Below are 15622 nucleotides of genomic sequence, written 5' to 3' on the forward strand. Positions count from 1 at the left end.
AAAGCCTAAGACCTTTGGGGCGTTTTATTGATTAGGATTTTAGCAAAGCTTGCTAATTACAATGAAGCACGTATTATAAAGAAGCAATGGCTTCGTTAAATAAAGGACTTGGACGCATGGCTTTCTCAGCTAGCTCTTCATCTGCTAAGTAATAACCTTTTAGATCCATGGCTTTACCTTGAACTGCATTGAGCTGCTCAATGATAGCGGCTTCATTGCTTTCAAGCTTTTGCGCCAGTGGTGCAAACTGTGCTTTTAGCTCGCTATCTTTGTCTTGAGCGGCCAACTCTTCTGCCCAATATTTTGCTAGATAAAAATGGCTACCTCGGTTATCAAGCTCACCCGTTTTACGTGAAGGTGATTTGTCATTTAATAGCAGCGTTTCAGTAGCTCTATCAAGCGTATCTGCCAAGATTTTTGCTTTGGCATTGTTGTCATTTTTGGCTAAATGCTCTAAAGATTCGGTCAAGGCTAAGAACTCACCGAGAGAATCCCAACGTAGATGATTTTCTTCAAGCAGCTGTTGCACGTGTTTCGGTGCTGAACCACCTGCGCCTGTTTCAAACAAACCGCCGCCTTTCATTAGTGGCACAACTGACAACATTTTAGCACTGGTACCTAATTCTAAAATTGGGAACAAGTCAGTCAGATAATCGCGCAAAATATTACCGGTGGCAGAAATGGTATCTAGACCACGAGCAACGCGCTCCAAGGTATAACGCATCGCACGAACCTGTGACATGATTTCAATATGTAGACCGTCGGTGTCATAATCTTTTAAGTACATTTGTACTTTTTTGATCAGCTCGTTTTCATGTGGACGGTAAGGGTCGAGCCAGAAGATAACCGGCGTATCTGATTCGCGAGCGCGGCGTACCGCAAGCTTGACCCAATCTTGGATTGGCTCGTCTTTGACTTGACACATGCGCCAGATATCACCTTTCTCAACACGTTGCTCAAGCAATACTTCATTGGTTTCTTCGTCAACGATACGAGCTATGCCCGAATCACTTGCTTCGAAGGTTTTATCATGTGAGCCATATTCTTCTGCTTTTTGCGCCATCAAGCCAACGTTAGGTACGGTACCCATAGTAGTTGGGTCAAAGTTGCCATGCCATTTACAGAAATTAATCATTTCTTGGTAAATACGCGCAAAGGTAGATTCAGGCATGACTGCTTTACAGTCATATAGTTTGCCATCAGCACCCCACATTTTACCGCCGTTACGAATCATAGCAGGCATAGAAGCATCGACAATCACATCACTTGGTGAATGAAAGTTGGTGATGCCTTTTGATGAATCAACCATCGCTAGACGAGGACGATGCACTTGGCAAGCATGTAAATCACGCTCAATCTCTTCACGTAAGCTGGCTGGCAATTCAGCAATTTTTTCATATAAACTTGCCATGCCGTTATTGACGTTGATACCTAACTCGTCAAATAATGCACCATGTTTATTAAAGGCATCTTTATAATAGGTTTTAACCGCGTGTCCAAAGACGATAGGATGCGAGACCTTCATCATAGTGGCTTTTACGTGTAGTGAAAATAAGATACCGGCTTCACGGCAATCTTCCATTTCACGCTCATAAAATTCAAGCAGCGCTTTTTTGCTCATAAACATTAAGTCGATGACTTCTTTATCGAGCAAAGCGATACCTGATTTGAAGACATTAACCGTACCGTCTTCAGCCACGCGCTCCATACGTACGGTGCGGGCTTTATCTAAGGTAATCGATTGCTCGCCGTCATAGAAGTCGCCACTGTGCATGTGTGATACGTGCGTCTGTGACCATTGCTTCCATTCGCCCATAGAATGCGGGTGCTTACGGGCGTAGTTTTTAACCGCTTTTGGCGCACGGCGGTCTGAGTTACCTTCACGTATGACAGGGTTTACAGAGCTGCCTAGGCTTTTACCATAGCGGCGACGGATTTCTTCTTCTTCTTCCGTTTGTGGCTCATCTGGAAAGTTAGGAATCGCGTAGCCTTTGCTTTGTATCTCTTTAATTGCCGCTTTTAATTGCCCCACAGAGGCACTGATATTTGGCAATTTGATGATATTGGCGTTTGGATCTTGGGTCAATTCACCAAGCGCAGCTAAGTTATTAGGAACGCGCTGCTCTTCCGTTAAATATTCTGGAAATTCAGCCAACACACGCGCGGCAACCGAGATATCACTGGTTTCAACTTCGATGCCTGCCGTTTGGGTAAAGGCTTTTACAATAGGCAAGAATGATAAGGTTGCAAGCGCTGGGGCTTCGTCAGTTTTTGTATAAATAATTTTTGACATGTTAGTAGAGTATTCCTTGTTGTCATTAATGAGGTCAATAAAGCTGAAATATCATTTAACAGCTCTATACAGCCTTCATACAATAATGGGCTACGGGTCTAGTTCAAATACATCAAGTGTCGTCATTTATTGCCATTCTAGAGTGTCAAGATTGCTAGAAAAATCTTTCATAAGCAGTGACTGACCTTTCTTAGGTTGGCCTTTCTTAAAAAGTCGCTGTAGCAAGCATGTATTTTATTAAAGGTCATCTTGACCATTTACTTCAAAGCTCTCAGACTAAAATGGTCTGAGAATGTATGACTGACGCCATATTATAGTCGATCCACTATAAATTCGATATGATGTCAATCTTGTACATTGAACTAAGTATACTATTTTCGCTCATATCCTATGTATCTGAATTATATTAAGCTAGTAATAACCTTATTCTACCAGTCATCAGCCTCGATATCATCCTTTGCAGACAATTTGCATGCTTTTAATACTATTTTCTACACTCATAGGCGTATTTCTCAAATACAGAGCTTGTTAAAGTATTAATTCTCTCAAAAGCAATTCCTTTCTTTAAAAGTCGCTCTTTAACATAGCTATTTCTCTAGCGTTCACCGTATTCCAGAGCCTAACCTAGGCCTTAATCTAAATCTAAACTATAAAAATAGAATAACGCTTCAGAAACGAGTCAGTTAAGTTCTCTACACCTCTGTCGATATCATTGTCGATGGTTTTTTTATGTTCCCTTTTTAAACTGTTTAGCTAAAGATATTTTATTTTACTGATATGAGAAATTCATAAGTTTTTGCAAATTATGACAGTAAAGCTGTGATTATTTGATAGGCTAAACGTTAAAGAAAAACAATCTAAAAACCAGTATGGTGATAGCGTGGCAATTATGAATTTACAATATGCGTTACTCAGCGATAGCAGTTGGCAGCATTTGACCAAATGGCAGACGCCAGATACGCCTTTTATGTCGTTTGAGTTTTGGCAGGCGCTTAGTGATACTGGGGCAATCGGTGAAAAAGCAGGCTGGTTGCCCATTTATGTCTTAATCCATCGCCCAAACGATAGGAACGTTGGTGTAGATAGCGATAGGCATAATCATGCTGATATTCCTATTAATAACAAGGCAACTGAGCAAGTGTTATCTTCAGAAAAAATAGGGCAGCCTATTGCGGTCATGCCAGTGTTTATCAAAGGTCATCATCAAGGTGAGTTCGTCTTTGACCATGCGTGGGCACAAGCCTATGCGCAGTATGGTCTCGATTATTATCCGCGTTTGGTTACCAGCGCGCCTTATACACCCGTTACCGGTCAACGTATGTGGTTGGCAGAGGGTGAGATGCTGAATGCGGATATTTTAAAAGCCGCTATCGCAGGAGTCGATGATATTGCTCAACAAGTAGAAGCATCGGGCTGGCATGGCTTGTTTGTCACGCCCGAAATGGCTGCTATCGCCAATACAGTGCTGCCGACCGATATCGATATAGAAAAGGCGCTTAACAGTCAAGCAAATGGCGGTGCGGCAGAACCGATTGAATTACCGATATTAGAGCGCCAAGGCTGCCAGTTTTTATGGCAAAATAAACATCTGAGCAAAGATAGTCAACCCTTTACTGACTTTGAGGCGTTCTTATCGACGCTCAGAGCCAAAAAACGCAAGACCATTCGTGCTGAGCGGCGTAAAGTTGCCGAGCAAGGTATTATATGCCAGCGCAAATACGGTGATGCTATCACTGCAGAAGATTGGAAAACGTTTTATCATTGTTATGTGATGACATACGCCGTACGGGGGCAGCAGCCTTATTTAACGTTAGATTTTTTCAAGAAATTGGCTGCTAGCATGCCTGAGCATTTGATGCTGGCGCAAGCGCTTGATGCGAATGGTGAGATTATCGCCAGCAGTTTGTTTTTATACGATAAGCCAGAGAGTAAAAACGCAACGCTTTACGGTCGTTATTGGGGCGCGCTTGGTGAGTATGATAGCCTGCACTTTGAGCTGTGTTATTATCAAGGTATTGAGTTCGCTATCGAACAAGGTTTGACGTATTTTGACCCTGGCACCCAAGGTGAGCACAAATTAATTCGTGGTTTTATTCCGACCAAAACCCACTCATTGCACCGTATTTATGATGCGCGTTTTGTTCCAGCGATTAGCGATTTTTGTGCCAAAGATCGCATTCATATGGCGCAGTATCGAGAGCAGGCATTTGAAGCCTTGCCTTTTAATATTGATAATATGCCGATGTTTGATAGTACTAATGTTTGATAGCACTGATTAATATTTGATTTATCACTTCCTGCTTAGCAATTTTCCATTTAATAACTTCCTATCAGCCGTAAACTATGACCCCTAATCTTTCTTGTTCTAACCCGCTATCTGCTCCCATTGAGCTATTAGATTTTCTCAATACTGAAGGTTCGCTCACTGCCATGCTTGAGGTGAAAGCAGGGCAACCGTTACGCGTCGAGCGTAGCTTTGAGGGTTATCGGTTATTATCTTTGGCACAAAAAAAGCAGTTAGGTCTGCAAGGTACACCTCTAAACCGTCCATTACTAGCGTGGGTACGCGAAGCGCAGTTATATGGCAATGATGTAAAGCCATGGGTGCAAGCACAAAGTATTTTTCCCTTAGCAAGTTTAAAGGGGCGCGCCCGCCGTTTGCAGCAGTTAAAAAGCACACCGATTGGCTACGTGTTATTTAAGCGCAGTCGCACCTTGCCTAATCAACGTTTTATCGAACATACGGAATATGGTTGGCAACGGCAGACGTTGTATGATTGGTACGGTCGCAAGCTACTGATTAGTGAGACTTTTTTAGCGGCATTTTTATCCGATAATTCTTAATGTTTATAATACTTAAGAAATTAAAAGTTCGCTAAAAACAACAGCTTAGACATTAACGTTAAAATAACAGTTGTTCGGTTATTTATAATTATGCTATAAATACAATTTGGTAACATAATTATACTTATCTTAACATCGGGAAATTCTAATGACATCATTAGTCACTGCTTTTTTATCAAAGTCTGTCATGGTTTTGACGGCTGCCACACTGATTATGGGTTTTTCTTTTAATGCCAATGCTGGATTTTTGGATAGTATCTATGATGTCCAAAATACCATCAGCTCAATTGGACGTACGGCAGATACCATCAGAGGTAGTAAACAAGCTGTATCAAGCTTAGGTGAAGAAGTGGGTTTCACTGAACAGTCTTACCAAAACAATTCGGGTAAATTGGTTTCTGGTTCGGTATTATCTGGCAAACTACAAAATACCAAGCTACATTCGCAATCAAACAAAGACTCAAGTCCCGTTGCGATACTGTCTCAGCAAGATGTTATGATTTACATGGGTACAGAAAAAAATGGCTATTACCTTGTACAAAGTGATAAAGGTGAAGGCTGGGTATCAAAACCATTGGTTAGTATACAATACTAAAACAGACGCTTAGAGCTGTTAGTAGACAACGACTATATATCAAAAAAACAGTCACCTTAAAGTGGCTGTTTTTTTATGGGCGCTAAATAATTATTTGACTAGCAAATCAGCTAAGACTTAGAAGTAAGAAAGATAAAACAATGATTTTATTGCGCATTTATTTTCATAATAACGCTATTTAATTCCTTCAGCTTACCGTGAGGTTTTTTTGCGCTCATAGCACAAAGTTTCATGCTACACTTAATCTGTAGCGATGATATCGATGCCTTTTCATATCGAGTTTATTGCCAATTTGGACAGGTCGTTAATAGGTTAATTGCCTTTGCTTGCCCATTTTCACCTCCTTTTATTACTTGCCTCTTTTCAATGAGCACTACCATTAACGATAGCCACTACCTAGGACATCACTATGTTTAAAGATATTTCTATCAAAGAATTTGATCCAGTACTTGCTGAAGCCATGGCCGCTGAAAGCATTCGTCAAGAAAACCACATCGAGCTTATCGCTTCAGAAAACTACTGCTCACAAGCAGTGATGGAAGCACAAGGCACTGACCTGACCAATAAATACGCTGAAGGCTATCCTGGTAAGCGTTATTATGGTGGCTGTGAGCATGTTGACGTCGTTGAGCAATTAGCCATCGACCGTGCAAAAGAATTGTTTGGTGCAGAATATGTGAACGTACAACCGCATTCTGGTAGCCAAGCAAACTCTGCTGTTTTCTTAGCATTATTAGAAGCCAATGATACCGTCCTTGGCATGAGCTTAGATGCGGGTGGTCATTTGACCCATGGCGCACATATCAACTTCTCAGGTCTGAACTACAACGCGGTACAGTATGGCTTGGTTGAAGAAACGGGTCTTATCGATTATGACGAAGTTGAGCGTTTGGCAAAAGAGCACAAGCCTAAAATGATTATCGCGGGTTTCTCAGCCTATTCACAAGTAGTTGATTGGGCACGTTTCCGCGAAATCGCTGACGAAGTAGGTGCTTATTTACTAGTCGATATGGCTCATGTAGCTGGTCTGGTCGCTGCTGGCGTTTATCCAAGCCCAGTACCATTTGCGGATGTGGTGACTACCACAACGCATAAGACCTTACGTGGCCCACGTTCAGGTATGATTCTTGCTCGTGATGAGAAGCTTGCCAAAAAATTAAACTCAGCGGTATTCCCAGGCAACCAAGGTGGTCCACTGATGCATGTTATCGCTGCCAAAGCGGTATCATTCAAAGAAGCATTAGAAGATGACTTTAAAACCTATCAGCAGCAAGTGGTCAAAAATGCGCAAGCGATGGCGAAAGTTATCATTGACCGTGGCTATGAAATCATCTCTGGTGGCACTGAAAATCATCTCATGCTAATCAGTCTAGTGAAGCAAGAAATGACTGGTAAAGAAGCGGATAAGTGGTTGGGTGATGCGCACATTACGGTCAATAAAAACGCCGTTCCAAATGATCCGAAATCTCCATTTGTGACCTCTGGTATTCGTATCGGTACGCCAGCGATTACCACGCGCGGCTTCAATGAAGCACAAGCGGGCGAATTGGCTGGTTGGATTTGTGATGTATTAGATAGCCGCGGTGATGAAGCAGTGACTGCTGAAGTACGTGGTAAAGTTAAAGCTATCTGTAAAGAGCTACCTGTTTATGCTAAAAATCAGTAATTTCTGATTAGTTGGTTTTGTAAGTTAGATATAAAAAAACCGCTTAGCTTTTGCTAGGCGGTTTTTTTATAATACTATTTGTATTTAATATTTAAGAGTAACTGTAATATAAACGCGAAGAATAATTAAAAAATGATTGATTATAAGCTATAATTAAAAAATCTATAGTTTATCAGTGAAAAGATATGTTGGATCAATCTATAAATAAAAGTAGTCTTAAATATATAATTAATGATTTTGAACAAAACTTAAAATTTAAAAATGAGTTTAGCAAGGGAATTGACTTTGTAATTGAGCAAGTACTATCACAGTATAAAGCAAATGAACCTTTTAAATTACTTACAGTGAGAACTGTTAAAGACAAAAAAACATATCAAATAGAGGGTATATATCCATACTATCTTTTGAAAAGGTTTAACATTACTTTCAAAACGATTAATTCACTTAAACAAGCCAATCGTAATGAAATAGTTTCCTCAATCGTAGCTCTAATTAAAGATAAAAGACCTTACTCTATTATTAGACTGGATATTAAGAACTTTTACGAAAGCGTAGATAGGGATACTATTTTTAAAAACCTTCAACAAGATATTGCGTATAGCAGATCTACGATAGAGATTTTGGAGAAATGGTTTGACTGTTTTGATAGAAGTAACGTATCAGGTTTACCAAGAGGACTAAATGTAAGTGCCAGCTTATCAGAGTATTACCTTAGAGATTTTGATAAAAATGTGCAAGGAATCGAAGGAGTATTTTACTATGCAAGATTCGTAGATGACATTATTGTATTTACTACTGGTATCCCTGAAAAAGTAATCATAGAAGTTGAAACTTATCTACCTAACGAACTTAAATTTCATGAGAGTAATAAAAAGAAAGCTGTCTTAACGATACCAAAAGAGAATAAAGCTAATAACGAAAAATTAAAATTTGATTATCTTGGATATGAGTTCTTTATTAACATCAATAAGAAAGAATTGAGTACGAAAGTTGATTTTTCTAAAGAGAAGATAAAAGGTATTAAAACTAAAATTGTAAAATCTTTTTTAGACTTTAAAAAAAATGATGATTTTTCTTTATTGAAATCTAGAATATGTTTCCTTACTCATAATTATTATATATATAATAAGTATCGTGATACTAAGATTAGAAGCGGAATATACTATAATTATCCGTTTATCACTAATCCTGAAAACTGCATGCTAAATGATCTAGATAGATTTTTAGAGGAACTACTATTTAGCTCCAGCTCATGTCGTCGTATATTAGGAAGTATGCATAGCCTGTCTAATCAGCAGCGAAATATTTTAGTGAAAATGAGGTTTTCGAATGGATATATTGATAAAAGGTTCTATAAATTTAATTATAGAAGAATGATGCAAATAAAAAAATGTTGGAACTATTGATGAGCAAAAATAAATTTCACTTAGCTTCGGATAATTTCTATAGAATGCTTTTATCAGATATACAACCATATCATATGCCCTTAATATTTAGTAATAAAGGCTTTTATAATGCAGTTAAATCAAATGATGAATTTAAAATACTTGGTGATGCAATTAGTAATGAAAATGATTTAAGAGTGTTTAAAGTTAAGAGTTCTACTATACCTTTCGTTTACTACATTAATAAAAACTCTCATTCATTGAGGGAATTGTCTTTAATTCATCCATTTCAACAGCTTAAATTTGTAGATTTTTATAAGAATTATTATTCTTTAATTCTATACAATTGTAAAAAAAGTAGCTTTTCTCTCCGTTACCCTGCTAAAAGAAACAGTGCAGTATACACTTCAAGACATGAGCAGGTATATAAGAAAATTATTAATGAATATAGGTCAGAAAATCCTGACTTAGTATCTGAAGACAAAGAACTAAAATATGCTTCTACTTTTTTTTCATATAAAAAATATGATTTCAATTATAAGTTTTATGAGTCTACGGAGTTTGTAAGACTTGAGAGAAGATATCCATACCTAAGAATGATTGACGTAGCCAGATGTTTTGATAGTATTTACACTCATAGCATTTCTTGGTCAGTAAAAGGTAAAGACTATATAAAGGATAATATACCTTCTCCTCAGTCGAACTGCTCGTTTGATGAAGAGTTTGATAAACTAATGCAAGCATCAAACTACCAAGAAACTAATGGTATTCTTGTAGGATCTGAGGTAGCTAGAATTTTTTCCGAAATAATACTTCAAGAGATTGACAAGAATATTATAAAAAAGCTAGCTGATAAAGATATATATAATAATAAAGACTATACAGTTAGGCGCTATGTAGATGATTTTTGTATATTTTCTACAAACCAGTCTCAGTTAGATGTTATATCAGATATTATTGCGAACGAGTTAAAGTTTTATAAGTTATATATAAACACTAATAAAACCAAAGACTATGCTAGACCTTTTATAACTAATCGTTCAAGAAATATTACTGAGTTGAGGCGATTAATTAAGCAGCAGATGAGCGATATTCTTGAAAAATTAATACCTTCAGATGAGCCTGATAACTCAAAAAATTACTATTATTTTCCTAATAAGAAGTTATTGAATAATCCGATCAAGTTATCTACATATTTTATAAAAGATTTAAAGAGTTATTGGCATGTCGAAGGTGAGTTTGAAACTGGCTTTTCAAACTATTTACTTAAGACTTTAAATGAACAGATCTTAATGTTCATAAAGAGATTCGATATTAATCAGGTAGATGAGAATGACCTTGATGTTGTAATTAACTATTTTATTTTTGTGTTTGACTTATCTTTGTATGCATTCTCTCTTGAACCTAAGGTTACACAGTCTTTCTCTTTCTCTCGCCTAATTCTTATTATGACTCGTTTTAGTAAAAATGAACTTGTTGATTATCATGAAAAATTTGCTCATAAAGTACATACTGGTCTGACTGATTTATTACAAAATGAGCTATCGACATCTTCTGCCTGTATGGTAGAGCGCTTGAACATCTTGCTGACGCTTAATGATATTGGAGACTATTATTTACCCAGTGAAGAGAAATTGAAAGATTATATCTTTGGTGGTGATAGTTCTAATATTGACTACTTTTCATTAATAACTGGGCTATTCATTGTAGGACGTAAAAATAGTTATAGTATTCTTAATGATTTTATTATAAAAAGCATAAAAGAAAAGTTAAAAATTCTTCCAGAAGCTAAAAAATCATCAGAAGCTATGCATCTTTATATGGACTCTATGAGTTGTCCGTACATTAACGATAAAGATAAGAAGGCGATTACGAAAGTAGTAGTAGAGAAGTTTATCAGCCAAAATAATCAATCTAAGATAATCGAAGAGTATGTCGAGTTCTTTAGTCAATACTGTTGGTTTGTCGACTGGGGTGAGATAGACATCTTAAGCAAGTTATTCAGAAAACAGTTGAGACAAGCCTATTAATTTGCTAAATTGTATTTGGCTCTCTACTTAGCTGTCTGTTTTACATTAGTTGTTTTAGTGGAATCTTTTACCCGATTTTAAGCATTTATGAAGCTGAGTTTGTAATATTAAAGCTGATTTTTTGTAAAAATAAGTCTTATTTGCTGGGAAGCGTCTAGTTGTTATAATATTCGCACACACCATACAGAAGTGGTAGAGTGTCACTACTTATTGTTTACTAGTAGAATCAGAAAAGCCCCGATTATAAAAATATAATCGGGGCTTATTTAAATCAATTTAATCTAACTTTCTAAATATATGTTTTTTATCAAAACGGTATCTTCGTAAATATCTGCAAGATAGTTGCGTTAACGATATCGACAAAGAAAGCACCAACCATCGGCACAATCAAAAATGCTTTAGGTGATGGTAAATAGCGATCGGTCACTGCCTGCATATTAGCAATAGCCGTTGGCGTTGCGCCCATACCAAAACCCGAATGTCCCGCTGCCAGTACCGCCGCATCATAATCTTTGCCCATGATTCTAAAGGTGACAAAATAAGCATAACCAATCATGACGGCAGTTTGCACGAGTAAGATTATCAAGACTGGACCCGCCAAATCTGTCAACTCCCACAGTTTTAGGGATAACAGCGCCATGGCTAAAAATAGGCTTAACGAAGCATTACCAATCACATCAATAGCACGGTCGAACATATCAAAATTGAACACCATGGTTAACGCATTACGTATAATAACACCGCCTGCTAATGCCCAAACGAAGGTGGGCAGCTCAAATGCGGTGCCCTGTGCAACGATGGTCATCAGGTCGGCAAACGCTAAAGCGCCTGCAAACAATGCCAAACTTTCGATAGTAGAAGAGGCAGTAATCAGACGAATGTTATCAGGCTTCTCAAACATCTCTTCATGTCTATGATCGTCATCTTCGGTATGTTTGGTACTGTATAACGATTGCTTACCAGCCAGTTTTTCCACCTCGCTTGGATTTGGATTGACAGGTGTTGGTTTAAGTCCCATTTTATTGATCAATCGACGTGCAACAGGGCCACCAACCAAGCCACCTGCAACCAAACCATAAGTAGCAACGGCAATACCGAGGGTGGTGGCACCAACCACACCATACTGTTCTTCTAACACAACACCCCATGCACCAGCCGTTCCGTGCCCGCCTGTTAGGGCGATTGAACCTGTGACCAAGCCGAGCAGAGGATCAAGCCCAAGCGCGCTTGCCATTGCTACGCCCACCACATCCTGCAAAATAATAAAAACGGAGACGACAATGGTGAAAATGAGTAACGGTGAGCCACCAGCTTTCAGGCGTCCAAAATCGGCACTCAGACCAATGGATGCAAAAAACATCAGCATGGTCGCAGTTTGTAATGCTTGATTGAAGCTAAAGGTATAACCCCATATTAAATTAAGAGCATATACAATCGCAGCAGCAACCAGACCGCCTGCGACAGGCTCTGGAATATTAAAGTCTTCTAAGAACTTGATCTTCTTGACCAAGAAGCGTCCAAGCAAAAGTACCAGTGTGGCTAATATCAAGGTGTAATAGCCGTTTAGGGTGATTTCCATATGTTAATCCTTTATATAAATATAAATTAATCTGAATTCGGGATAAATCTGTTTTTATCTCGAATTCAGATTCTTATCTTATGGGCGACTCAAAGAATCGTCGGATGCCATAATAATCCAAAGTCGCGGTTTGCCAAAATCTTTGTAGGCGTCTTCAATGATGCTCTTAAAGACATTAAAGTCCTCAGTGTTGATTTTTTCTACCTTATTTAAGTAAAGCGTGAAATCTGTGATATCACTGTCGGTCACACAATCCCAAGCGCTGTCCCAATTATGGGCAAAATAGCTTGGGAAATTGGCGGCTTTCGCTAAGCTTTTCAGCAAACTTTCTTTATCTAAAACATCGCTAATTGGAATGTTAATCGCGTGCTCAGGAATGCTGTTAATAAGCGCTTCATCTTTTTGGGCAATGCTGTTTTGATTGTTTTTGATAATGCTATTTTGGTTAATTAGGTTTTGATTAATGCTGTTTTGATTAACATAGTAAATCGCTTGGCTCATATCAGTTCACCTGCAATTGTCGAAAGCTATCGTAATGGTCGACGGTCAAATAATAAATAGTCGGTGGATGACCGCCCGTCACAATACGCCGTGCGCCGCGACCAGAAACTCCCGGCGTAGGCACGGTATATTCGCGATAATAGCCTTGCGACTGGGCAGGTAGTTGACCTTCGCGATTATAAAAGGTTGTGCCATCTTTATCAGGGTAAGGAAACGGCCCGCCTTGTTGAATCAGCGCCAGCGTCTGATCTATTTGTGCATCACCTGTGATAGGTGCTGTACTAGAGTTAGAGTCAGTCTGCGATATAGAAGTTGCTGACGTGCTATCTGCAAATAAACTGGATTTTAAATCCCCAAAGAAAAAAACCGCCACAGCAATAAGGGCGATGAAACTTAATAGGGTAGAAAAGCCACTTTTTTTATGTTGGCTGCCATGAGTATTTTTATGCCGATTGCTTTTCTGATCAGCGTTTCGATTGTTTTTGCGTTGAGCATTATCTACGTTGTGTTGTGCTGAATTAGTCACTGAATTTTTTGAATCGACAGTTTCTAAGATACTCAATTCATTAGAGGTAACTTCAGTCGCACGCAACTGATTTTTTTCATTACGCTGACTGTTAAAATAGACGCGTTGACCCTCGCTTATAGGCTGCGATAAGCGCACGGTGCTGATATGAAAGAAGACATCTTCATTTTGATTGTCTACCTCAATAAAGCCATAGCCTTTATCGGCATTCCAGTGTTTAATCTTGCCACTTTGCATGGGCGCGGCTTCCTATAGCATGGTTATTATTCAGCAAAATAATTTTTATATGTCATATATAGCATATTTATCAATAATAAAAAAACGCCAGCAATGAAGCTGACGTTTTTTATTGATTATACTTGAATTGGGTCATAAATTATAGGGTGGAAATAATGCGCTAGGCAGGTATTGAGCTAGGCGCGTGTTTCACCATGACCGTAGACAATCCATTTTTGTGAAGTTAAGCCTTCCAGCCCAACCGGTCCACGTGCATGGATTTTATCGGTTGAGATACCGATTTCAGCCCCAAGACCATACTCAAACCCATCGGCGAAACGGCTAGAGGCGTTAATCATCACGCTCGCCGAATCGACTTCGCGGATAAAGCGTTGCGACTTGGTATAATTGTCGGTAATGATAACGTCGGTATGCTGGCTGCCATGAGTATTGATATGCTCAATCGCTTCATCGATACCCGATACCACTTTAATCGCTAAAATAGGCGCAAGATATTCGGTATCCCAGTCCTCGCTAGTCGCCGCTGATAGATGACCTTTAAGGGTAGCATTTTCATTTAAAATAGCCTGTGATTTGTCATCAAGGCGCAGTTGCATGGCATCATCGGCTTTTACGATGGCTTCAGCAATCTTTGGTAATAACTCATTGGCGATGGCTTCATCGACCAATAGCGTCTCCATGGTATTACAAGTGCCGTAGCGATGAGTTTTGGCATTGACGCTAACTTTGATAGCAATGTCGGCATCGGCGTCGCTATCGATAAAGGTATGACAATTACCATCTAAATGCTTAATCACAGGGACGCGCGCATCACGGCTGATACGTTCAATCAAACCTTTACCGCCGCGTGGCACGATAACATCGACATACTCTGTCATGGTAATCAGCTCACCAACAGCAGCGCGGTCAGTGGTTTCTAACACTTGCACACTATGCTCAGATAGGCCGACCTTGTTTAAACCTTTTAAAATGCATTTGGCAATCGCTTGATTGGATTCAAAGGCTTCAGAGCCACCACGTAAGATAATAGCGTTACCGGACTTTAGCGCCAAGGAAGCGGCTTCTAAGGTCACGTTGGGACGCGACTCATAAATCATCCCGACCACGCCCAGTGGCACGCGCATTTTGCCCAAATGAATACCTGATGGCTGATAGGTCATATCTGTCACTGCGCCAATCGGGTCGGGCAGCGCGGAGACGTCTTTTAAGCCTTGTAGCATACCATCGAAGCGCGCGTCATTTAGTTCTAGGCGATCTAGCAAGGCGGCATCTAAGTTGTTTTTTGCGCCCTTATCCATATCGACTTTATTAGCTGCTAAAATATCGGCTTTAGCGCTTTTCAACTCATCATAAATTGCCATTAACGCTGAATTTTTATCGCCAGTATTTGCTGCCGCCAGTGCTCGTGATGCAGCACGTGCTTGCTTACCAACGTTTTGCATATATGCGGTAACATCTGTGGTATTCGATTGACTCATAAATTAACTTCCTTATAGTTATCAATAGAGGATTTCTGGATTAGTAATGATAAATACTAAATGATGAATCCTAGATTTTATAAAATGTTCATATATAGATTCAGGCATAAAGAAAAGCAGCTAAAGCCGCCAATTATCATCAGCAATCCACAGAAATATATTTTTTAGCACCTGACTGTTTTTTAGAAACTAATGGCGCTCTGTTATTTAACATAGAGGAGATGAGGCCGATAGTAAAGTTGATTTTGTGAACAGAGACCGTTTATCAAGCACTGTAGAGTTTTCTTGGAAATCATTTTTGATTGTTTTTATTAAATATTTGGATTGGTGTTTTTAATCGTACTTAAATTTTATCCGCAATAAATAGCATCTATAAATAAAAAGATAAATAGTTAAAAGTTAGGGCGCTGTTACGTATTTTTAACAGAACTGCGCTGTAACTGCTAAGGTAGTACCTATAAATCGTGAGTATAGTGAGCGCTAATATG

Annotated in this window: 11 protein-coding genes; 6 read left to right on the forward strand and 5 right to left on the reverse strand. The window is 38.9% G+C overall.

The genetic code is table 11. The annotated features are described in order from the left end of the window. Positions 1–73: 73 nt before the first annotated feature. Positions 74–2293, reverse strand: coding sequence for an NADP-dependent isocitrate dehydrogenase (locus tag AC2FA3_RS04485; RefSeq protein WP_490508512.1), 2220 nt, complete (start codon positions 2291–2293; stop codon positions 74–76). Between the two features lie 889 nt (positions 2294–3182). Here AC2FA3_RS04485 and AC2FA3_RS04490 point away from each other — a divergent pair. The 6 genes from AC2FA3_RS04490 (at position 3183) to drt3b (ending at position 10813) form a co-directional block, all read left to right on the forward strand. Next, positions 3183–4559, forward strand: coding sequence for a GNAT family N-acetyltransferase (locus AC2FA3_RS04490; RefSeq protein WP_490508513.1), 1377 nt, complete (start codon positions 3183–3185; stop codon positions 4557–4559). A gap of 77 nt (positions 4560–4636) precedes the next feature. Further along, positions 4637–5137, forward strand: coding sequence for a chorismate--pyruvate lyase family protein (locus tag AC2FA3_RS04495; RefSeq protein WP_490508514.1), 501 nt, complete (start codon positions 4637–4639; stop codon positions 5135–5137). Positions 5138–5285: 148 nt separating this feature from the next. Beyond that, positions 5286–5732 carry a hypothetical protein gene (locus tag AC2FA3_RS04500; protein ID WP_490508515.1) on the forward strand — a complete coding sequence of 149 codons (447 nt, stop codon included), beginning with the start codon at positions 5286–5288 and terminating at the stop codon, positions 5730–5732. Between the two features lie 409 nt (positions 5733–6141). Further along, a complete protein-coding gene (glyA, locus tag AC2FA3_RS04505) occupies positions 6142–7398 on the forward strand; it encodes a serine hydroxymethyltransferase (RefSeq protein ID WP_490508516.1) in 1257 nt (418 codons plus the stop codon). 185 nt (positions 7399–7583) lie between these two features. Then, complete coding sequence (drt3a, locus tag AC2FA3_RS04510) at positions 7584–8804, forward strand: antiviral reverse transcriptase Drt3a (protein ID WP_490508517.1); 1221 nt, start codon at positions 7584–7586, stop codon at positions 8802–8804. After that, the gene (gene drt3b, locus AC2FA3_RS04515) at positions 8804–10813 is read left to right on the forward strand and encodes an antiviral reverse transcriptase Drt3b (RefSeq protein ID WP_490508518.1); all 2010 of its coding nucleotides are present in this window, start codon (positions 8804–8806) and stop codon (positions 10811–10813) included. The genes drt3a and drt3b overlap by 1 nt, the downstream gene beginning before the upstream one ends. A 307-nt stretch (positions 10814–11120) precedes the next feature. On the opposite strand, the gene AC2FA3_RS04520 is transcribed toward drt3b, so the two are convergent. The 4 genes from AC2FA3_RS04520 to AC2FA3_RS04535 form a co-directional block, all read right to left on the reverse strand. Continuing rightward, positions 11121–12392: a sodium/glutamate symporter gene (locus tag AC2FA3_RS04520; protein ID WP_201610107.1), complete on the reverse strand. Its 1272-nt coding sequence runs from the start codon at positions 12390–12392 to the stop codon at positions 11121–11123. A 78-nt stretch (positions 12393–12470) separates the two neighbouring features. Then, positions 12471–12893: a barstar family protein gene (locus AC2FA3_RS04525; protein ID WP_490508519.1), complete on the reverse strand. Its 423-nt coding sequence runs from the start codon at positions 12891–12893 to the stop codon at positions 12471–12473. Between the two features lies 1 nt (position 12894). Beyond that, on the reverse strand, positions 12895–13656 hold the full coding sequence (locus tag AC2FA3_RS04530) for a ribonuclease domain-containing protein (RefSeq protein WP_490508520.1): 762 nt from the start codon (positions 13654–13656) through the stop codon (positions 12895–12897). Positions 13657–13832: 176 nt separating this feature from the next. Next, positions 13833–15134, reverse strand: coding sequence for a glutamate-5-semialdehyde dehydrogenase (locus AC2FA3_RS04535; protein WP_490508521.1), 1302 nt, complete (start codon positions 15132–15134; stop codon positions 13833–13835). Between the last annotated feature and the right edge of the window lie 488 nt (positions 15135–15622).

The organism is Janibacter sp. CoH_79_TC_3 (assembly GCF_058197955.1).